Raw genomic sequence first — 19,336 nt, forward strand, 5'->3', positions numbered from 1 at the left:
GTCAGCCCCGCAGCCGCTTCGCCGCTGCGGCCCAGCGCTCCAGCAGCGCCGCCGCGGACCCGTCGTCGACGGCCCCGACCGCCCGCTCGCGGCCGCGCCCGACCGCGGCGTGCAGGTCGTCCGCGCGCCCGGTCTCGGCCTCCTCGTACGCGGCGAGGGCGGCGCCGGCGTTGAGCAGCACCGCCTCGCGCACCGGCCCGGGCTCCCCGGCGAACACGGCGTGGGCGACCCGGGCGTTGACCGCCGCGTCGCCGCCGCGCAGGTCGCCCGGCGTCGACGTCGGGACGCCGAGGCGGGTCGGGTCGAGCGTCTCGACGACGACGCCCGCCGGAGCCGTGCGCCAGACGGTGGTGGTGGTCGTCGTCGTGATCTCGTCGAGGCCGTCGTCGCCGCGCACCACGAGCGCCGTGTCGCCCCGTCCGGCCAGCACCCCGGCCAGCACCGGGGCGAAGCGGGCGTCGGCGCAGCCGATGAGCGCCGCGGCCGGGCGGGCGGGGTTGGTGAGAGGGCCGAGCAGGTTGAACGCCGTGGGGACGCCGATCTCGCGGCGCACCCCCCCGACGTGGCGCATCGCGGGGTGGAAGGTCTGGGCGAAGCAGAACCCGATGCCGACCTCGTCGACGCTGGCGGCGACGCCCTCGGGCCCGAGGTCGATCGGTACGCCCAGCTCCTCGAGCAGGTCGACCGACCCGCAGGCCGAGGACGCGGCGCGCCCGCCGTGCTTGACCACCCGGGCACCCGCGGCCGCCATGACGACCGCGGCCATCGTCGAGATGTTGACGGTGTGGGCCTGGTCGCCACCGGTCCCGACGATGTCGACGACGACGCCGTCGACCGTCACCTCCCGCGCGTGCGCGCGCATGACCTCGGCGAGCCCGCCGATCTCCTCGGCGGTCTCGCCCTTGCCGCGCAGCGCCACCGCGAAGGCGGCCACCTGGGCCGGTGACGCCTCCCCGGACATCATCCGGTCCATGGCCCACGCGGCCTCGGGCCCCGAGAGGTCCTCGCCGCGCAGCAACCGGCCCAGCAGGGAGGGCCAGGTCGGCGCCGTCGCCCCGGTCGCACCCGGGCCGGTCCCGGCCGGAGCGGCCCCGGTCGGAGCGGCCCCGGGCGGGGACATCCCCGGGGTCACCCCCGTGTGGCCGGGACGGGGTTCCCGGCGCGCAGGACGTCCGCGACGGTGCGCGCGGCCGTCACCGGGTCGAGCGGCTGCACCAGGACGGCGTCGGCCTGGGACCACGTCGCGAGCCAGCGGTCGTCCTCGCGGCGCACGACGACGATCACCGGCGCCGGGTCGTCGCGCTCGTTCTTGAGCTGGCGGCACACGCCCATGCCCCCGGTCGGCTGGGCCTCGCCGTCGAGCACCGCGAGGTCGAGCCGGCCGCCGTCGGCCGCGCCGAGCACGTCGCCGATGCCGTCCGCCTCGGTCCAGCGCAGCCGCGGCACGTCCCGGGCCGGGCGCCGTCCGACCGCGGACATCACGGCCTCCCGGACCTCGGGACGGTGGCTCATCACCACGACGTCCAGCGTCTGTCCGGCACCACTGTCGGCGGTCATCTGGTGGCCCTCCCCGGCGCGTCACCCACGGTGCGTCGCAGCCTAGTCGGGCGGACCACCAGGGGGTGGGACGCGGCACCCCGCGATCTCGACTACGACACGACGTACGACACCTGGTAGGAGAATCCGCAGGTGAGGGACGGTGCAGGTCGGCGGGCTGCTGAGCGGCCCTCGCCCCACCCGGCTGATGTCGGACCGAGGTGACATGATGACGCCCGTGACGACCGCCTCGAGTGCGCCGGCGCCCTCCTTCAGCGCGCGGATCCACTCCCTGAACCGGCCGAACGTGGTCAGCGTGGGGACGATCATCTGGCTCTCCAGCGAGCTGATGTTCTTCGCCGGGCTCTTCGCCATGTACTTCGTGGCCCGGGCCCAGAACGTGGGCGAGTGGCCGCCGCCGCCGACCGAGCTCGACGTGCCCTACGCCCTCGTGAACACGATCATCCTCGTGGCGTCGTCGTTCACGTGTCAGTACGGCGTGTTCGCGGCCGAGCGCGGCGACGTGTTCGGCCTGCGCCGCTGGTACGCGGTGACCTTCGTGATGGGCCTGATCTTCGTGCTGGGGCAGGTGAACGAGTACCACACGCTCGTCACCGAGCACGGCACGACGATGGCCTCGGGCCCGTACGGCTCGGTCTTCTACATCACCACCGGGTTCCACGCGCTGCACGTCACCGGCGGGCTGGTCGCGTTCATCCTGCTGATCAGCCGGACGTTCCTCAGCCGGTTCACCCCGGCCCAGGCGACCGCGGCGATCGTCGTCTCGTACTACTGGCACTTCGTGGACGTGGTCTGGATCGGCCTGTTCGCGGTCATCTACTTCATCCGGTGAGGACACCGCCGCGATGACGACAGGACGAGAGTCAGGGGCAGGGGAGGACATGAGCGACCGGACGCCACGCCCGCGCCGCAGGCCGTGGGCGCGTGCGGGGACCAGGACGCGCCGACGCGTCGCGGGCTTCCTCGCGATCGGCGTGGCACTGCTGGCCGTCGGCGGGATCTACGCGGCGGTGCAGCCCGCCCCGCAGACCGCGGCGGGCCAGGACGCGGCCCTCGTGCGCGAGGGCCAGGCGCTCTTCGACAACTCGTGCATCACCTGCCACGGGGCCAACCTGCAGGGGGTGCAGGGCCGCGGCCCGAGCCTCATCGGCGTGGGCCAGGCGTCGGTGTACTTCCAGGTCTCCACCGGCCGCATGCCGCTGAAGGTCCAGGGCGCGCAGGCCGACCGCAAGAAGGTGGAGTACACCCCGGCGCAGATCGACGCGCTGGGCGCCTACGTCGAGGCCAACGGCGGCGGGCCGACCGTCCCGGCCGCCCCGGACGAGGCCCTCGCCGGGTCCGACCTCGGGCGAGGTGGCGAGCTGTTCCGCCTCAACTGCGCCCAGTGCCACAACTTCACCGGCCGCGGCGGCGCGCTCTCGTCGGGCAAGTTCGCCCCGGTGCTCGACCCGGCCACCCCGCACCAGATCTACGCCGCGATGCTCTCCGGCCCGGGCAACATGCCGACCTTCGCCGACTCCCAGCTCTCCCCCGAGGAGAAGCGCGACATCATCGGCTACATCAAGTCGGTGAGCTCCGACAAAACCGGCGCGAACCCCGGCGGCAACGGCCTCGGCGGCTTCGGGCCCGTGCCCGAGGGCCTCGTCGCCTTCTTCGTCGGTCTCGCCGCCCTGATCGGAATCTCCCTCTGGATCGGATCCCGCCAGTGAGTGCACCTCCCGAATCTGAGTCCCACCGCGCCGGAAGCCCGTCGGGCCCCCAGGGCCACGGGTCGGACGAGCTGCGCATCCCCACCGACGCCGAACTCGCCGAGATGAGCACCGACGACCTGGTGCGTCTCGGCAACCGCCTCGACGACATCGAGGTCGTCGCCGACCGCGCCCGCTTCCCCGTCCCGGGGACCCGGGCGGAGAAGCGCGCCGAGCGCCAGGTCGCGGGCTGGTTCATCCTCGCCGCGATCGCGGGTCTGGCCTTCATCGTCGCGTTCATCGCCTGGCCCCACGAGTGGGTCCCGCCGGGCGCCCCCGGCTCGACCTGGTACGTCCTCTACACGCCGGCGATCGGCGTGACGCTGGGCGTGTCGATCACCGCGGTCGGCATGGGCGTCATCGCCTACTCGAAGAAGCTGCTGCCCGAGGACCTCACGATCCAGCAGCGCCACGACGGCCGCTCGGGCGAGCTCGAGCGCCGCACCGCCGCGGCCCGGCTGGTGCAGGCCGGCCAGCAGAGCGGGATCGGGCGGCGCAAGCTCATCGTCCGCTCGATCGGCGCCGCCGGCGGTGTGCTGGGCGCCGGACTCCTCGTCGCGGCGTTCGGCGGCCTGGTGAAGAACCCGTGGAAGGAGGGCGACCAGTCGCCGCTCCTCGTCACGGATTGGCGCTCGGACAACGGTGAGCGGGTCTACCTGCGCGCGTTCAACGGCAACGAGACCGACGTCGTTCTCGTCCGCGCCGGCGACCTCGAGCCGGGCTCGATGGAGACGGTCTTCCCGTTCCGAGAGTCCGAGCGCAACAACCCGGAGAAGCTCGCCGAGACGACGCACTCGTCCGACTCGCCCGTCATGCTCATCCGTCTGCGTTCCAACGTGCCGGTGATCAAGCGCGCCGGCCAGGAGGACTTCAACTACGGCTCGCTCTTCGCCTACTCGAAGATCTGCAGCCACATGGGGTGCCCGACGTCCCTCTACGAGGACGAGACGATGCGCATCCTGTGCCCCTGCCACCAGTCGCAGTTCCTGGCCAACGAGTACGCCCGCCCGGTCTTCGGTCCGGCCGCGCGACCCCTGGCACAACTGCCCATCGCGGTGGACGATCAGGGCTACCTGTACGCCCGCAGTGACTTCATCGAGCCGATCGGGCCCGGCTTCTGGGAGCGCAGATCATCATGAGTGCCATCACCACCCCGCGCCGCAGCGGGAGCACCGCGATGAAACTCGTCGGGACCGCTGCCGACGAGATCGACAGCCGGATTCACCCGGCAGGCGGTATCCGCCGCCAGATCAACAAGGTCTTCCCCACGCACTGGTCGTTCATGCTGGGTGAGATCGCGATCTACAGCTTCATCGTGCTGCTCCTCTCGGGGACCTGGCTCGCGATCTTCTACGACCCGTCGATGGCGGACACCACCTACGAGGGCACCTACGCGGGCCTGCGCGGTCTGGTCATGTCCAAGGCGTACGAGTCGACGGTCAACATCTCGATCGACGTCCGCGGCGGCCTGTTCATCCGGCAGGTCCACCACTGGGCCGCGCTGCTGTTCGTCGCCGCGATGATCGCGCACATGATGCGGACGTTCTTCACCGGAGCGTTCCGCCGCCCGCGCGAGACCAACTGGGTGCTCGGCGTGGTGCTGCTGCTCTCGGGCATGATCGAGGGCTTCATCGGCTATTCGCTGCCCGACGACCTGCTCTCCGGCACCGGTGTCCGCACCGGTGTCTCGGCAATCGTGATGTCGATCCCGGTGATCGGGACGTGGCTGCACTTCGCCATCTTCGGAGGTGAGTACCCGGGGACGATCATCCTGCCGCGGTTCTACATCGTCCACGTCTTCCTGCTGCCGGGGATCATCCTCGCGGTGATCGGCGTGCACGTGGCCCTCGTCTGGTTCCAGAAGCACACGCAGTTCCCCGGACCCGGCCGCACCGAGCGCAACGTCGTCGGCGTGCGCATCCTGCCGACGTTCGCCGCCAAGGGCGGCGGCTTCATGGTCGTCACGGTCGGCATCACGGCCATCATGTCCGGGGTCTTCCAGATCAACCCGATCTGGAAGCTCGGTCCGTACAACCCCACACAGATCTCCGCAGGCTCCCAGCCTGACTGGTACATGGCCGTATTCGACGGCGCGGTCCGGCTGTGGCCCTCGTGGGAGATGTACCTGTTCGGCCGGTACACGATCCCGTCGATCTTCTTCCCCGCCGTCATCGGGATGGGGATCCTGACGACGCTGCTCGCGCTCTACCCGCTCATCGAGCGCAAGCTCACCGGCGACGGGGCGCACCACAACCTGCTCCAGCGTCCGCGTGACGTCCCGGTGCGCACCGGGACCGGGATGATGGCGATGTCGTTCTACTTCTGGCTGGTCGTGGCCTGCGGGAACGACATCATCGGCTACACGTTCGACATCTCGTTGAACGTCATGACCTGGATCGGTCGCATCGGCCTCCTGGTGATCCCGCCGGTCGTCTACTTCGCGACCTACCGGCTCTGCCTGGGGCTGCAGCGCTCCGACCGCGAGGTGCTCGAGCACGGCATCGAGACCGGGGTCATCAAGCGGCTGCCGCACGGCGAGTTCATCGAGGTGCACCAGCCCCTCGGTGGCGTCGACGACCACGGTCACGCTGTCCCGCTGGCCTACCAGGGCTCGAAGGTGCCGAAGCGGATGAACGACCTGGGCTACTCGGGCAGCCCGGTGAAGGGCGGCTGGTTCCGCCCCGACCCGGCCGAGGAGCAGGTGGACGCCCACGCCGGCACGGGCACCGACCCGCTGCAGGTCGAGCCGGGCAGCGACCGCGAGCTCGCCGGCCGGCCCGACGCCGGGCGGCCCAGCGACCCGCGGGAGTAACCAGCCGGAGCACGATCGCCGACGGGGCGGGGAGCCATACGCTCCCCGCCCCGTCGTCGTGTGTGGGACGTCTCTCCCCTCAGTGAAGATCTCTTCCTCGTTCGGCGAGGGGTCCTCGACGCCGACGACGCGCACCACGCTCGACCTGCGTCGCACCCCACTCGTGCCTCGCCGCCGCTCAGGGGCCCGAGAACGACCGGAACGGGCACCGTCGGCCCGGGGGGAGAAAGCCGGCGGTGCCCGTCGTCGGGAACGCGTGGAGCGTCAGGGCCTGCGGGCCGGCGTGCCGCTCCAACACCGGCCCGATCTCCCCGCGAGCTGCAGGACCGGCCGCCGAGTGGTCCGTCAGCGCTGCGGATCGGCCTCGGCGACAGCCCTGAGGGACCACTCGACGAGATGGGGCTCGGCTGTCCCCGCCTCGTTGGCGACGATCTCCTCTTCGGTCGCGTGTCCTCATGAACTCGTGATCACGAGTCCGGCGGCCGCCCAGAGGCCCCGAGAACCACGAACGGGCGCCGTCGGCTCCCCTCGCAGGAGCCGGCGACGCCCGTCGTCGGGAAAGGACCTCAGTGGGCCTCGGGGCCCGCGTGGTACTCGAACACGAGCCCGCACACGGCGATGATCAGCCCGATGCCCGCGAGCACGATGAGCCACCACTGCCAGAGGGCGAGACCGAGGCCCGTAAGCGCGACGGCGCCCGCCACGGTGATGGGCCAGTAGCTACCCGGGCTGAAGAAGCCGATGACGCCGGCGCCGTCGGACACCTCGGCCTCCGGGTTGTCCTCGGGGCGCTCCTCGAGGCGGCGGGCGACGAACCGGAAGTAGGTGCCGATGATCAGGCAGAGACCGCCGGTCAGGGTCAGCCCGACGATGCCGACCGCTTCCTTCGAGAGGAAGCCGTAGACGAGCGCGCAGACGAAGCAGAACACGGTCAGGAGCTCGAAGATGCGGGACTCGACCTTCATCGCCGCGGGCTCCTCTCAGCGGTCGTGGGGACGGTCATGTCAGAACGCCAGCCGGACGGTCGGGTCCGGGTTGAACGGGTGCGTCGTGGTCGCCGTCGGCGAGCACAAAGGGCCGCAGTTCATCCGGGCGAGGGCCTCGGCGGCCGAGTAGGGCTTGGCCGTCTCCGGGTTCACGGACTGCCGGAGCTGCATGTACTGGTCGAACAGGTTCTGCGGCAGCGCCCGGACCTCGAAGTTCATCATCGAGTGGTAGGCACCGCAGTACTCCGCGCACCGCCCGACGAACGCGCCGGGCTGGTCGATCCGGTCGATGACCCACACGTTCTTCTGGTCGTTCTTCTCCGGGTCCGGGAACACGTCCCGCTTGAAGAGGAACTCCGGGATCCAGAAGGAGTGGATGACGTCCTCGGAGTGCTGCGTGAACGAGATCGGGCGACCGGTCGGCAGCACCAGCAGCGGTACCTCGGCGGTGGTGCCGATGGTCGCGACCGGCTGGCCGACGGGGGTGCGCGTGCCCGGGTACTGGAACTCCCAGTTCCACTGGAACGCGGTGACGTCGATCCGGAGCTCGTTGCCGGTGGGCTCGCGGTCGACGACGTTCTGCACGACGACCGTGAAGTAGAAGAGCACCGCCACGATGACCAGCGGGAGCACCGTGAGCACCAGCTCGAGCGGCAGGTTGTACTGGAACTGCCGGGGCAGGTCGGAGTCGCCGGCCTTGCGACGGTGGAACGCGACGGCCCACGCGGTGGCGCCCCAGACCAGGACACCGACGCCGAGGGCCGCGATCGCGGACCAGGTCCACAGCGTCCGCATCATCGTCGCCTCGGGCGTGACGCCCACCGGCCACCCGAAGCGGATGACGTCCTGGATGGAGCACCCGGTGGAGACGAGGGCGACCACGACGGCCAGGACGGCGAGCTGCAGCGCGCGCGTCACCCGAGGGGTCCGTCGGCGCGGCGTCCGGCCACCCTCGTCCTGCCGGGCCGACACCTCCCCGGCCTGCGCAAGGCTCGCTGCTCGGCGCACTGCTGGCTGCCCTCCTCGAGGCCGTCGACCTCGGGCGACGCCACCCGTGGTCCGGACACCGGGAGACTAGCCGAGGTCTCCACTACGCGCTGTCGGAGGGGCGGGCGCGTCGGGGACCGTCGGACCCCCTCGCCATACTGGGCCACGTGTGCGGGCTGATGGGTTGGATCACGGCGGACGGCACGGCGGCACGGCACGCGGCGGACGTCGAGGCCGCGCTGCCGTGCATGCGCCACCGCGGGCCGGACGAGTCGGGCGCGTGGCACGACGACGAGGTGGTGCTCGGGTTCAACCGGCTGTCGATCATCGACGTCGAGGGCTCGCACCAGCCCCTGGAGTTCCCGCCGGACGGCGAGGCCGCCGGCCGCTACCGCATCGTCTTCAACGGCGAGATCTACAATTACGTGGAGCTGCGGGCGGAGCTGGCCCGCGACCACGGCGTCCGCTTCGCCACCGAGGGCGACACCGAGGCCATCGTCGCCGCCTACTCGGTGTGGGGCGCGGACGCGGTGCCGCGGCTGCGGGGCATGTTCACGTTCCTGATCTGGGACACCCGTGACCGGGTGCTCTTCGGCGCCCGGGACCCGTTCGGCATCAAGCCGCTGTTCTTCGCCGCCGGCGCGAACGGCGTCGCGTTCGCGAGCGAGAAGAAGAGCCTCCTGCAGATCCTGGGGCCGCTGGGCGCGTCGACCGCGGCGCCCGACCCGGCGGCGCTGCAGCACTACCTGACGCTGCAGTACGTCCCGGAGCCGGCGACGCTGCACCGCGCGATCCGGCGGCTGGAGTCGGGCTGCTCCTTCACGATCACCCCCGGCGAGCCGGTGAGCGTGCAGCGCTACTTCACCCCGCGCTTCGACGAGCGCCCCGTCCCCCGTGGCGACACCGCCGAGGAGACGCGGCGCCACGAGGAGATCACCGAGGTGCTGCGCGACTCGGTGGCCAAGCACATGCGCGCCGACGTCACCGTGGGCGCCTTCCTCTCCGGTGGCATCGACTCGACGGTGATCGCGGCGCTCGCCCGCGAGCACAACCCGGACCTCATCACCTTCACCACGGGGTTCGAGCGCGCCGGCTACTCCGAGGTCGACGTCGCGGCCGAGTCGGCGGAGGCGATCGGGGTCCGCCACGTCGTCCGCACCGTGACCGCGCAGGAGATGATGGACGTGCTGCCGCTCATCGTCTGGTACCTGGACGACCCGGTGGCCGACCCGGCGCTCGTCCCGCTGTACTTCGTCGCGAACGAGGCCCGCAAGCACGTCAAGGTGGTGCTGTCCGGCGAGGGCGCCGACGAGCTCTTCGGTGGCTACACCATCTACAAGGAGCCGATCTCCCTCGCGCCGTTCGACCGGCTGCCGGGTGCGGTCCGCAAGCTGGCCGGGTCGCTCTCGGAGCGCCTGCCGACCGGGGTCCGCGGCAAGGACATGTTGCGCCGCGGCGCGCTGCCCCTCGAGCAGCGCTACTACGGCAACGCCCGCAACTTCTTCCCCGCCCAGCTCGACGCCGTCCTGCGCGGGTACGACGACGAGCTCTCCCACGTCGACCTGACGGCGCCGGTCTACGAGGGGTCGCGGGGCTGGGACCCGGTGGCGCGCATGCAGCACGTCGACCTGTTCACCTGGCTGCGCGGCGACATCCTGGTCAAGGCCGACAAGATGACGATGGCGAACTCGCTGGAGCTGCGGGTCCCGTTCCTCGACCCCGAGGTGTTCCGGGTGGCCTCGGGGCTGCCGACCGACCAGAAGATCGCGCACGGCACCACGAAGTACGCCCTGCGCCGGGCCATCGAGGGCATCGTCCCGCCGCACGTGCTGCACCGTCGCAAGCTCGGGTTCCCGGTGCCGATCCGGCACTGGCTGGCGACCGACATGCTCGACTGGGCCCGCGGCGTCGTCCGGGACTCGCAGACCGACGCGATCCTCGACAAGGCCGCGGTGCTGCGCATGATCGACGAGCACCGCGCCGGCGGCATCGACCACTCGCGGCGCATCTGGACGCTGCTGGTGTTCATGCTCTGGCACGGCATCTTCATCGAGGAGCGCATCACGCCGGAGATCCCGGAGCCGCAGTACCCGGTCTATGCCTGACCACCGGGGATAGTGCCCGACGCAACGATCGGGCTGTCGGTGCCCAGCGCATCACCTACGGTGGTCCGTTGATCCGAAGCGAGTAGTCGCATGGAGAGGACATCCCGGCCCGATGGACGTTCTGGGAATCGGCAACGCGATCGTCGACGTGCTCACGCAGGTCGACGACGACACCATCACCGCCTTCGACCTGCCGAAGGGGGGCATGACGCTCGTCGACCAGGACCAGGCCGAGGCGCTGTACGCGAAGGCCCGGGAGACCACCGAGCGCTCGGGCGGGAGCGTCGCCAACTCGATCGCCGTCGCGGCCGCGCTGGGCGGGGACACCGGCTACGTCGGGAAGGTCCACGACGACCAGCTGGGCACGTCGTTCACCACCTCGATCCGCAGCCACGGCGTGAGCTTCCGCACCCCGGCGCTCTCCGAGGGCCCCTCGACGGCCCGCTGCCTGGTCCTCGTCACCCCCGACGGTGAGCGCACCATGGGCACCTACCTGGGCGCCTGCACCGCGCTCGGCCCGTCGGACATCGACCAGGAGGAGGTCGCCGGTTCGGCGGTCGCCCTCATCGAGGGCTACCTCGCCGACACCGAGCACGCCCGCGAGACCATAGGCAAGATCATCGACGCGTCCGCCAAGAGCGAGGCCCGGATCGCGCTGACGCTGTCCGACGCCCTGTGCGTGGACCGCCACCGCGACTACTTCCGTGAGCTGGCCGCGGAGAACGTCGAGATCATCGTCGCCGACGAGGACGAGGTCGCCGCGCTGGTGCGCGACGAGCCCATCGAGTCGCTGCTGCGCGGCAACGGCGGCAACTGCGAACTCGTCGTCGTCACCCACGGCCCGAAGGGCTCGACGATCTACGGCGAGGGCGGGGTGCGCCACGAGATCGAGGCGCGGCCGGCCGACGAGCTCGTCGACACCACCGGTGCGGGTGACGCCTACGCGGGCGGCTTCCTCTACGGCCTGGTGCGCGGCTTCGAGCTGCCGGTGGCCGGGCGGATCGGCTCCGTTGCGGCGTCGCACGTGGTGGCCCAGCTGGGCGCCCAGCCGCCGGAGAACCTCAAGGCCAAGGTCGCCCAGGACGTCCCCGAGGCCGGCTGAGGCCTCCCCCGACGTACGAACGGCCGGTTGGTCACCTTCGAAGGTGATCAACCGGCCGTTCGTACCTCACGGACCCCGGCAGCAGACACGACGAGAGCCCCGGCCCGCCGCAGGAGGCGGGACCGGGGCTCTCGTCGTGCGGGAGGGCCGTCAGGCGATCAGTTGAAGCTGTCGCCGCAGGCGCAGGAGCCCGTCGCGTTCGGGTTGTCGATGGTGAAGCCCTGCTTGTCGATGGTGTCGACGAAGTCGATCGTGGCGCCCTGCACGTACGGCGCGCTCATCCGGTCCACGGCCACCTTGAGGCCGTTGAAGTCACGGAAGAGGTCGCCGTCGAGCGAGCGGTCGTCGAAGAAGAGCTGGTAGCGCAGGCCCGCGCAGCCACCGGGCTGGACGGCGATGCGCAGGTGCATGTCGTCGCGGCCTTCCTGGTCGAGCAGGGCCTTCGCCTTGCTCGAGGCGGCCTCGCTCAGCTCGACACCGTGCTCGCCCGGGGCCTCGGTGGCCGGGGCGGTGGGGTTCTCGACGGTCATGGTTCTCCCTGGAGCTCCCGATGCGTTCCGCGCCGTGCAACCTCGCCGGACGGCGGGATGTTCCCGCCCGGTGGGGCGCGCTCCACCGGGACACACGGTCTGGCGTTCCCGACGGGGCACGGCGCGGCTCGCCTGCGATCTCCATGGTGTCACATCGCGCGCCCGTCATCACGTGCACGGACGACGACGTGCGCCACCCCTCACGCGCCCGCGGGATCCGGCGGCGTCGGGGGCGCCGCGGCCGTGCCCCGCCAGGACGCGCCGGTACGGCGCAGCAGCGCGAACACCGCCAGGACCACGAGCCACGCGACCTGCCAGCCCGTCGAGACCACCAGCGCCACCGGCCCGGTGACCAGGATCAGCATCGACAGCGCGTCGTCCCGGTCGTCCATGACTCCCCCTCCCCGACACCTCACGCTCCACCGCAGCGTGCCGGATCCCGGTGAGGTCCGCTGCCGTCAGCTCTCCGGACCCTCGCCGCCAGGGTCGCGCGGGCCGGGGACCATGGGTTCGGGACGCGCCTCGGGGAGCAGCTCGGGGCGCAGGGTGGTACGCCCGCGGCGGCCGCCCCAGTGCGCGGCGATCCCCTCGGCGAGGGTCTCGAGGGTGCCGGCGGGGTCGGCCATCGACGCCTCCACCGACCCGGCGTCGGCGGCCGCGGCGTAGGCGCCGTGGATGCCCGACTCGAACGCCACCCGCGGCCCGACGTGGACCTGCCCGGCCAGCACGATGCACGGGACCCCGCGGGCCATCGCCGTCGACGACACGGCGGCCAGGGCGGTGTCGCGCAGCGAGCGGAACTCGAGGCTGCCCTCGCCGGTGACGACGAGGTCGGGCAGGGCCTCGTCGGGCGCCGTCTCGAGGGTGGCCGCGGCCTCGCCGACCGCGGAACGCACCAGCTCGTCGCCCGTCGCTCCCCGGACCCAGCCGCCGGCGATCGCCGCGGCAGCCTGCTCGCCGGTGAGGGTGCCGTGGAAGGCGTCCGGCGCGATCAGCACGCGCATGGCCGACCACGCTATCGCGAGGTCACGCCCGCGTGGACCCCGCACGACGAACGGGGAGCGGCAGGCTGTGAGGTGACCTCGGTCGGCGACGGGTGTCCTATCCTGGGCACGTGAACTTCCTGCGACGCGGCTCCGGCGCCACCTCCGCCCCCGCCTCCCCGGACGCCGACGCCGACGCGTCCGCCGAGCAGGAGGTCGTCTCCGTCGGTGGGCGCCGCCCCCAGAGCACGGGCAAGGGCCGCCCGACGCGGTCGCGACGCGAGGCCGAGGGCCGTCGTCGCGGGCCGGTGGCTCCGGCACCCAAGACGCAGCGCGAGGCGATGAAGCGCGCGAAGGCCACCCGGGGCGACAAGACCCAGCGCCGCGAGGCCTCAGCCGAGCGCCGCAAGCGGATGATGGCCGGGGACGACCGCGTGCTCCCGGTGCGCGACCGCGGGCCGGTGAAGGCCTTCGTACGCGACCTCGTGGACTCCCGGCGCCACCTCATGGGCCTGTTCATGCCGCTGGCGGTGCTGATCTTCGTCACGGTCGTGGTGCCGGTGAAGGGCCTGCAGAACCTCGGCAGCCTGCTGTGCCTGTGCATCCTCGCGGCGATGGTCGTCGAGGGCACGCTGCTCGGCCGCCAGGTGCTGTCGCGGGTGCGCGCCAAGTTCCCGAACGAGGAGGTCAAGGGCCTCTCGGTCGGCTGGTACGCCTTCACCCGCGCCACCCAGATCCGCAAGCTGCGGATGCCCGCACCCCGCGTGAAGGCCGGCGAGGCCGTCTCCTGAGCCGGACCCTCGTCCTGGGCGGGACCCGCTCGGGGAAGTCGGCCTGGGCCGAGTCGCAGCTCGACGAGTCCTCGCCCGCGGTCTACGTGGCGACGGCCCGCGCGGTCGACCCCGGCGCCGACCCGGAGTGGGCGGACCGGATCGCGGTGCACCGCGCCCGCCGCTCCGCCCGGTGGGAGACCGTCGAGGACCCCGACGGGTCCGTGACCGTCGGGATCGTCCGGGAGCGGACCGACGTCGCGGTGCTCGTCGACGACCTCGGCACCTGGGTGACCGGACTGCTCGACGACGCCGGGTGGGCGCGCGACGCCGCATCGGTCGCGGCGGCACGGACCGACCTGGTCGAGGCGGTGGGCGCGCGGGCCGGGGCCCCGGTGGTGCTGGTGTCCGCCGAGGTCGGGCTGGGCGTGGTGCCCTCGTCGTCGGCGGGACGGCGTTTCCGCGACGAGCTGGGGCTGCTCAACGCCGAGCTCGCCGCGGTGTGCGACGAGGTACGCCTGCTCGTCGCGGGCCTGCCGCTCGCCCTTAAGGTGGCTCCGCCTCGTGAGCAGTAATCCGTCGTAGAGCACGGATCAGTGCTCACCAGCGCGAAGCGCACCTAGGGAGGGAGCACCCAGTGCCGTCGGTGGCACCCCCGGACGAGGCCGCACGGGCCGACGCGCGTGCGCACCTGACGCGCCTCCCGCTCGCGTCGCACGCCCTCGGCCGGCTCGAGGACGTCGCCGCCTGGCTCGCCGCCTGCCAGGCCCGCTCCCCCGCCCGCCCTCCCTCGGCCCCGCGGGTCGTGCTCTTCGCCGCCGAGCACGGGGTCGCCGCGGCCGGGGTGTCCGCCTTTGACGCGACCGAGACAGCGGCCCGCCTCGAGGCCGTCCGCGAGGGCACCGCGCCGACCAACTCCCTGGCCACCGTCGCCGGCGCGGACGTGCGCGTCGTCGAGGTCGGCGACGGCCCGAGCGGGCGGATCGACCGGGAGGACGCGCTCTCGGCCGACGGACTGACCGCCGCCCTCGGCGCCGGGCGTGCCGCCGCGGACAGTGCCGTCGACGAGGGCGCCGACCTGCTGGTGCCGGGCGAGCTCGCCGTCGGGATCTCCACCCCGACCGCGGTGCTGGCCGCCGCCATGACCGCCCGCGAGCCGGTCGCCGTCGTCGGGCGGGGCAGCGGAATCGACGACACCGCCTGGATGCGCAAGGCCGCGGCCGTCCGCGACGGGCTGCGCCGCACCCGGCCGGTCGGGCGCGACCCGGAGGCGCTGCTGCGCGTGGCCGGCGGCGCCGACCTCGCCGCCCTCGTCGGCTTCCTCGCCCAGGCCGCCCGCCGTCGCACGCCCGTCCTGCTCGACGGCGCCGCGGTCTGCGTCGCCGCGCTGCTCGCCGACGCGTGGGCGCCCGGCGCACGGGCCTGGTGGCTCGCCGCCACCCGCGACACCGAGCCCGCCCAGGCCCTCGCCCTCGAGGTGCTCGGCCTCGACCCGCTCCTGCTCCTCGACCTGCGCGCCGGGGCCGCGACCGGTGCGCTCGCAGCGGTCCCGCTGGTGACGATGGCCGCGCGGGTCGCCGCCGGCTCATGACGGGTCCCGACGCCGGGTCCGGTCCCGACCCCGCTTCCGTCCGCCTCCCCGCCCACGCGGAGCACCCCTCCTGGCCGGGCGCCGTCACGCTCGCCCTGTCGCTGTTCAGCGTCGCGCCGCTCCGGGCCCGCGCGACCGACCGGGGCACCGCACGCCGCGGGCTCGCGCTCGCCCCGCTGGTGGGGCTGCTGATCGGTGGGGTCGTCGGCGGCGTCGTGCTCGGCCTGCTCGCGCTCGGGGCGCCGGGGCTGCTGGCGGGGCTGCTCGGAGTGGGGGCCGGCGCCGCGCTGACCCGGGGGCTGCACCTCGACGGACTCGCCGACCTCGCCGACGGCCTCGGCAGCTACGGCGGTCCGGAGCGCATGCTCGCGGTGATGAAGGACCCGTCGACGGGGGCGTTCGGCGTGGTCACGCTGGTGATCGCCCTCGGCACCCAGGCGGCGGCGCTCCCCGCGGTGGCCGGGCGCGGGGGTCTCGGCGTGCTCGCGGTCGCGCTGGCGTGGGCCGCGGGGCGCGCGTCGTTCACCTGGTGCGCACGGCACGGGGTGGGTGCGGCGGCCGCCGGCGGGCTCGGCGCCCTCGTCGCGGGCACCCAGCACGTGGCGGTCCCGGTGGGGTGGGCCGTGGCGCTCGCCGGGGTGGGCGTGCTCGCGGTGCCCGGGCGGCTCTGGCAGGGCCCGGTGGCGGTGGTCGTCGCCGCCCTGGCCGCCGTCGTCCTCGCCCGGCACGCGGTCAAGCGCCTGGGCGGGGTCAACGGCGACGTGTTCGGCGGAGTCTGCGAGGTCACGGTGACCGCGGCCCTCGCCGTCGTCGCCCTGGGCTGATCACAGCTGCGAGGCGCCGCCGTCCACCACCAGCTCCGAGCCGTTCGTGAACGTGGCGTCGAAGCCCAGGAACGCGACCGCGGCGGCGACCTCCTCGGGCCGGCCGAAGCGCTGCATCGGGTTGACCGAGCGCATCTGTTCCCGGGTCGCCTCGGCCACCGCGGCGGGGAGGGTCCGTTCGAGGATGCCCGTGTCGACGGGTCCCGGGCTCACCGCGTTGACCCGGATGCCCCGGCCCAGCAGCTCGCGCGCGAAGGAGCGCACCAGCGAACGGAGGGCGGCCTTCGTCGCGGCGTAGACGCTCGAGCCCGACAGCCCCTTGACGTCGGCGACCGAGGTGGTGACGACGACCGCGCCCCCGTCGTGCAGCACCGGCGCGAGCTCCTGGACCAGCGTGTACGGGCCGCGGACGTTCACGGCGAACAACCGGTCGTAGTCCTGCGCGGTCACGTCGGGGAACGCGGCGAAGCCCGTGATGCCGGCATTGAGGAAGAGCAGGTCGATCCCGCCGAGCCGATCCCGGACCTCGGTGGCGAGCGCGTGCACGGCCGTGGGGTCGGCGGCCGGCGTCCAAGACCGATCCCGGCGAGCTCATGCCTCGCGGGCATCACCCCTGCACAGCCGCCTAGGGTGGGGCGTCGTGGAGGACCTCGACCTGCGCCTCGTGCACGCGTTCACGGTGGTGGCCGAGTACCTGCACTTCGGGCGCGCCGCCGAGGAGCTCCACCTCGCCCAGCCGGCACTGAGCCGGCAGATCCGTCGCCTCGAGGACCAGGTCGGCGCGCGCCTGTTCGCCCGGGACACCCGTGGCACGCACCTGACCGCGGCCGGGGCGGCGTTCCGGCCCGGGGCGCGCGAAGCGCTGGGAGCCGCGCGGGCGGCGGGCGCCGCGGCCCGGGCCCTCGATCGGCCCGTCGGGATCGTCGTCGGGTACGAGGGCGCCCTCCGCGTGACGACAGCGGTGCGGGCGCTGCGCGGCGCCCACCCCGACGCGGAGGTGCGCACCCGGCACCTGGGCCCGGGCGAGCCGCGGGCGGCGCTGCTCGAGCACCGGGTGGACGTCGCTGTCGCGCGCCTGCCGTTCCCGACGGACGGACTCGACGTGCACCCGTTGTCCGAGGAGCCGCGGGTCCTCCTCGTGGCCCGCGACCACCGGCTGGCCGACCACGCGTCGGTCCGGCCGGCGGACTTCGCCGACGAGCCGCTCGCGCGCCTCGCCGACCCCGATCCCGACTTCGCCGCGTTCTGGCGCCTCGAGCCGCGTCCCGACGGCGGGCCGGCGCCGGCCGGACCCGTCGTCGAGACCCCGGAGGACCGCCTGGAGGTGGTGGCCGGCGGCGAGGCGGTCGCGCTCGCGACGGCGGCCGTCCTCGACGGTGGCCTGAGGCCGGACCTCGTCGCGGTGGCGGTCGAGGGGGTCGAGCCGGTCCGCGTCGTGCTCGCCCACCGTGCCGGGGACCGCCGGGAGCTCGTGACCGCGTTCGCGCGGGTTGCCGCGACCCTTCTGGGCCCGCCGGGCCGACCGGCCTAGCCCAGGCGCTCCATCCACCCGTGGCGGTCCGGGGCCGCGCCACGCTGGATCGCGGTGAGCCGCTCGCGGAGCCGCGCGGTGACCGGGCCCGGCGTGCCGTCGCCGATCTCGAAGGACCCGCCGTCGTACTTCACGGACCCGACCGGGGTGATCACGGCCGCCGTACCGCACGCGAAGACCTCGGTGAGGGTGCCGGACGCGACCTCCTTCTCCCACTCGTCGGTGGAGATGCGGCGCTCGGTGACGGTCGCGCCGTCCTCGCGCGCGAGCTCGAGCAGCGACCGGCGCGTGATGCCGGGCAGCAGCGAGCCGGAGAGCTCCGGGGTGACGACCTCGTGGTGGCCCTCGCCGTCGGTGAAGACGAAGAACAGGTTCATCCCGCCCATCTCCTCCACCCAGCGGTGCTCGAGCGCGTCGAGCCAGACCACCTGGTCACAGCCCTGGGCGGAAGCCTGGGCCTGGGCGGCGAGCGAGGCGGCGTAGTTCCCGCCGCACTTGGCCTCGCCGGTGCCGCCCGGGACGGCGCGCACGTAGTCGGTGGAGAGCCAGACGCTCACCGGGGCCAGCCCGCGCGGGAAGTAGGCGCCCGCCGGGGAGGCGATGAGCAGGTAGAGGTACTCCTCGCTCGGGCGGACCCCCAGCCCCGACGACGAGCCGAACATGAACGGCCGCAGGTAGAGCGACTCCTCGCCGCCGGCGGCCGGCACCCAGCGGGCGTCGACGGTGAGCAGCTCGCGGATCGAGTCGAGGAAGAGCTCCTCGGGCAGCGGCGGCATGGCCAGCCGCTCCGCCGAGCGCGCCATCCGCTCGGCGTTGGCCCACGGGCGGAACGAGGCGATCGACCCGTCGGGCTGCCGGTACGCCTTGAGCCCCTCGAAGATCGTCTGGCTGTAGTGCAGCACCACCGACGCCGGGTCGATCGACAGCCGCTGGTACGGCCCCACCGTCGCGTCGTGCCAGCCCCGCGCCGCGTCCCACGTGATGGTGACCATGTGGTCGGTGAAGTACTTGCCGAAGCCCGGCGCGGCCAGTACCTCCGCGACCCGCTCCTCGGTGGCCGGACCGGGGTGCGGGAGGTGCGCGAAGGCCGTGCTCGACATGCCCGTCACCCTAGACCGCCCCTCCGACACCCGACACCGTCCGCGATCGCCTCACGAACCGGCCACCAGGGTCGAACCCGGCCGATGGGCGGCGTCGGTGGCCAGGTCGACGTCGTGGGTGGCGGGCGTGCCCAGCGCCACAGAGACGACAGCGGGGGCGGCACCCGCGTGGCGGCCGCGCACGATCAGCAGTCCCGTCCCGGCGGTGTGCCCCACGGGCAGCCGGAACGCCCCCTCGCCGTCCGTCGCGCCCCGGGCGAGCTGGTGCCCGCCGCCGTCGACCAGGGTGAGCACGGCGTCGACGGGCCGGCCGGCACGGTCGCGCACCCGGCCGGTGAGCTCCGGGTCCGCAGGCTCGGCGGTCGTCGGGGCCGCCTGCCCGTGGGTGAGCGGCGCCATCCGGGCATCTGACGCCAGCATCGTGCCGTTGCTGTCGTCGGGGTCGGCCGACGCGTTGTGGGTGAGCGGCGCCGTCCTCGCGTTGGACGCCAGCATCGTGCCGTTGCTGCCGTTCCCCAGGGCCGCCATCCCCTCGGGGATCACGACGACCGGCCGGTCCCCGTGCTCCCACAGCGCGCGGTCCGCGCTGGGGTGCGCGAGCGCGGACAACGGGCCCCCGTGCGGGCTGCCGACGACGACCGCGCGGGCGTCCCGACCCGCGCGAGGTCGACCAGGGCGAGGCCGACCGCACCGTGCGAGGCGACCGGACG

General features: G+C 73.4%; 19 protein-coding genes and 2 pseudogenes. 11 read left to right on the top strand and 10 right to left on the bottom strand.

Translation table 11 applies throughout. From position 1 onward, the window contains the following. Nucleotide 1 precedes the first annotated feature (1 nt). Both trpD and VGH76_RS25495 read right to left on the bottom strand, forming a co-directional pair. Complete coding sequence (gene trpD / locus VGH76_RS25490) at nt 2–1,120, bottom strand: anthranilate phosphoribosyltransferase (RefSeq protein WP_331559567.1); 1,119 nt, start codon at nt 1,118–1,120, stop codon at nt 2–4. 8 nt (nt 1,121–1,128) lie between these two features. Further along, on the bottom strand, nt 1,129–1,557 hold the full coding sequence (locus tag VGH76_RS25495; protein WP_331559568.1) for a hypothetical protein: 429 nt from the start codon (nt 1,555–1,557) through the stop codon (nt 1,129–1,131). A 208-nt stretch (nt 1,558–1,765) separates the two neighbouring features. On the opposite strand from VGH76_RS25495, the gene VGH76_RS25500 reads away from it, so the two are divergent. Genes VGH76_RS25500 through VGH76_RS25515 form a run of 4 tightly spaced genes read left to right on the top strand, consistent with a single transcriptional unit; the run spans nt 1,766 to nt 6,117 of the window. Beyond that, nucleotides 1,766–2,389, top strand: a complete 624-nt coding sequence (locus tag VGH76_RS25500) for a heme-copper oxidase subunit III (protein ID WP_331559569.1) — start codon at nt 1,766–1,768, stop codon at nt 2,387–2,389. A gap of 49 nt (nt 2,390–2,438) precedes the next feature. Further along, nucleotides 2,439–3,266, top strand: a complete 828-nt coding sequence (locus VGH76_RS25505; RefSeq protein ID WP_331559570.1) for a cytochrome c — start codon at nt 2,439–2,441, stop codon at nt 3,264–3,266. After that, a complete protein-coding gene (locus tag VGH76_RS25510) occupies nt 3,263–4,444 on the top strand; it encodes a ubiquinol-cytochrome c reductase iron-sulfur subunit (RefSeq protein WP_414637817.1) in 1,182 nt (393 codons plus the stop codon). Before VGH76_RS25505 ends, VGH76_RS25510 begins: the two co-directional genes overlap by 4 nt. Then, on the top strand, nt 4,441–6,117 hold the full coding sequence (locus VGH76_RS25515; RefSeq protein WP_331559571.1) for a cytochrome bc complex cytochrome b subunit: 1,677 nt from the start codon (nt 4,441–4,443) through the stop codon (nt 6,115–6,117). Before VGH76_RS25510 ends, VGH76_RS25515 begins: the two co-directional genes overlap by 4 nt. Before the next feature lie 566 nt (nt 6,118–6,683). Here VGH76_RS25515 and VGH76_RS25520 read toward each other — a convergent pair. Both VGH76_RS25520 and VGH76_RS25525 read right to left on the bottom strand, forming a co-directional pair. Continuing rightward, complete coding sequence (locus tag VGH76_RS25520; protein ID WP_331559572.1) at nt 6,684–7,082, bottom strand: cytochrome c oxidase subunit 4; 399 nt, start codon at nt 7,080–7,082, stop codon at nt 6,684–6,686. Between the two features lie 39 nt (nt 7,083–7,121). Further along, nucleotides 7,122–8,021 (bottom strand): cytochrome c oxidase subunit II, encoded by a 900-nt coding sequence (locus VGH76_RS25525; RefSeq protein ID WP_331559573.1) that lies wholly within the window; start codon nt 8,019–8,021, stop codon nt 7,122–7,124. A gap of 236 nt (nt 8,022–8,257) precedes the next feature. On the opposite strand from VGH76_RS25525, the gene asnB reads away from it, so the two are divergent. Next, nucleotides 8,258–10,195 carry an asparagine synthase (glutamine-hydrolyzing) gene (gene asnB, locus VGH76_RS25530; protein ID WP_331559574.1) on the top strand — a complete coding sequence of 646 codons (1,938 nt, stop codon included), beginning with the start codon at nt 8,258–8,260 and terminating at the stop codon, nt 10,193–10,195. Nucleotides 10,196–10,307: 112 nt separating this feature from the next. Then, nucleotides 10,308–11,297: an adenosine kinase gene (locus tag VGH76_RS25535; protein ID WP_331559575.1), complete on the top strand. Its 990-nt coding sequence runs from the start codon at nt 10,308–10,310 to the stop codon at nt 11,295–11,297. Between the two features lie 158 nt (nt 11,298–11,455). Here the strand turns inward: VGH76_RS25535 and VGH76_RS25540 are convergent, their stop codons facing one another. The 3 genes from VGH76_RS25540 to VGH76_RS25550 form a co-directional block, all read right to left on the bottom strand. Next, nucleotides 11,456–11,827 (bottom strand): iron-sulfur cluster assembly accessory protein, encoded by a 372-nt coding sequence (locus tag VGH76_RS25540; protein ID WP_331559576.1) that lies wholly within the window; start codon nt 11,825–11,827, stop codon nt 11,456–11,458. 200 nt (nt 11,828–12,027) lie between these two features. After that, on the bottom strand, nt 12,028–12,219 hold the full coding sequence (locus VGH76_RS25545) for a hypothetical protein (protein WP_331559577.1): 192 nt from the start codon (nt 12,217–12,219) through the stop codon (nt 12,028–12,030). 66 nt (nt 12,220–12,285) lie between these two features. Next, the gene (locus VGH76_RS25550) at nt 12,286–12,831 is read right to left on the bottom strand and encodes a glycerate kinase (RefSeq protein WP_331559578.1); all 546 of its coding nucleotides are present in this window, start codon (nt 12,829–12,831) and stop codon (nt 12,286–12,288) included. 110 nt (nt 12,832–12,941) lie between these two features. On the opposite strand from VGH76_RS25550, the gene VGH76_RS25555 reads away from it, so the two are divergent. The 4 genes from VGH76_RS25555 to VGH76_RS25570 all read left to right on the top strand — a co-directional run bounded on the left by VGH76_RS25555 (nt 12,942) and on the right by VGH76_RS25570 (nt 15,995). Further along, nucleotides 12,942–13,601 (top strand): DUF3043 domain-containing protein, encoded by a 660-nt coding sequence (locus VGH76_RS25555; protein WP_331559579.1) that lies wholly within the window; start codon nt 12,942–12,944, stop codon nt 13,599–13,601. Between the two features lie 14 nt (nt 13,602–13,615). Next, entirely contained in the window at nt 13,616–14,155 is a 540-nt protein-coding gene (locus VGH76_RS25560) for a bifunctional adenosylcobinamide kinase/adenosylcobinamide-phosphate guanylyltransferase (protein WP_331559588.1), read from the top strand. Between the two features lie 71 nt (nt 14,156–14,226). Beyond that, a complete protein-coding gene (locus VGH76_RS25565) occupies nt 14,227–15,171 on the top strand; it encodes a nicotinate-nucleotide--dimethylbenzimidazole phosphoribosyltransferase (protein ID WP_331559580.1) in 945 nt (314 codons plus the stop codon). After that, entirely contained in the window at nt 15,168–15,995 is an 828-nt protein-coding gene (locus tag VGH76_RS25570) for an adenosylcobinamide-GDP ribazoletransferase (RefSeq protein ID WP_331559581.1), read from the top strand. Before VGH76_RS25565 ends, VGH76_RS25570 begins: the two co-directional genes overlap by 4 nt. Here the strand turns inward: VGH76_RS25570 and VGH76_RS25575 are convergent. Further along, nucleotides 15,996–16,544: pseudogene (locus VGH76_RS25575) on the bottom strand (SDR family oxidoreductase); the annotation flags it as partial. A gap of 91 nt (nt 16,545–16,635) precedes the next feature. Here VGH76_RS25575 and VGH76_RS25580 point away from each other — a divergent pair. Further along, complete coding sequence (locus VGH76_RS25580; RefSeq protein WP_331559582.1) at nt 16,636–17,526, top strand: LysR family transcriptional regulator; 891 nt, start codon at nt 16,636–16,638, stop codon at nt 17,524–17,526. On the opposite strand, the gene VGH76_RS25585 is transcribed toward VGH76_RS25580, so the two are convergent. Then, nucleotides 17,523–18,626 (bottom strand): branched-chain amino acid aminotransferase, encoded by a 1,104-nt coding sequence (locus VGH76_RS25585; RefSeq protein ID WP_331559583.1) that lies wholly within the window; start codon nt 18,624–18,626, stop codon nt 17,523–17,525. The genes VGH76_RS25580 and VGH76_RS25585 overlap by 4 nt on opposite strands. Nucleotides 18,627–18,677: 51 nt before the next feature. Continuing rightward, a pseudogene (locus VGH76_RS25590) lies at nt 18,678–19,336 on the bottom strand (carboxypeptidase-like regulatory domain-containing protein); the annotation flags it as partial.

The sequence above is a fragment of the Actinomycetospora sp. genome (assembly GCF_036497585.1).
Taxonomy (GTDB): domain Bacteria; phylum Actinomycetota; class Actinomycetes; order Mycobacteriales; family Pseudonocardiaceae; genus Actinomycetospora.

Excerpts from the sequence above, each read along its gene's own strand:
- trpD (WP_331559567.1), bottom strand. The coding sequence starts at position 1,120 with ATGTCCCCGCCCGGGGCCGCTCCGACCGGGGCCGCTCCGGCCGGGACC.
- VGH76_RS25495 (WP_331559568.1), bottom strand. The coding sequence starts at position 1,557 with ATGACCGCCGACAGTGGTGCCGGACAGACGCTGGACGTCGTGGTGATG.
- VGH76_RS25500 (WP_331559569.1), top strand. The coding sequence starts at position 1,766 with ATGACGCCCGTGACGACCGCCTCGAGTGCGCCGGCGCCCTCCTTCAGC.
- VGH76_RS25505 (WP_331559570.1), top strand. The coding sequence starts at position 2,439 with ATGAGCGACCGGACGCCACGCCCGCGCCGCAGGCCGTGGGCGCGTGCG.
- VGH76_RS25515 (WP_331559571.1), top strand. The coding sequence starts at position 4,441 with ATGAGTGCCATCACCACCCCGCGCCGCAGCGGGAGCACCGCGATGAAA.
- VGH76_RS25520 (WP_331559572.1), bottom strand. The coding sequence starts at position 7,082 with ATGAAGGTCGAGTCCCGCATCTTCGAGCTCCTGACCGTGTTCTGCTTC.
- VGH76_RS25535 (WP_331559575.1), top strand. The coding sequence starts at position 10,308 with ATGGACGTTCTGGGAATCGGCAACGCGATCGTCGACGTGCTCACGCAG.
- VGH76_RS25540 (WP_331559576.1), bottom strand. The coding sequence starts at position 11,827 with ATGACCGTCGAGAACCCCACCGCCCCGGCCACCGAGGCCCCGGGCGAG.
- VGH76_RS25545 (WP_331559577.1), bottom strand. The coding sequence starts at position 12,219 with ATGGACGACCGGGACGACGCGCTGTCGATGCTGATCCTGGTCACCGGG.
- VGH76_RS25550 (WP_331559578.1), bottom strand. The coding sequence starts at position 12,831 with ATGCGCGTGCTGATCGCGCCGGACGCCTTCCACGGCACCCTCACCGGC.
- VGH76_RS25570 (WP_331559581.1), top strand. The coding sequence starts at position 15,168 with ATGACGGGTCCCGACGCCGGGTCCGGTCCCGACCCCGCTTCCGTCCGC.
- VGH76_RS25585 (WP_331559583.1), bottom strand. The coding sequence starts at position 18,626 with ATGTCGAGCACGGCCTTCGCGCACCTCCCGCACCCCGGTCCGGCCACC.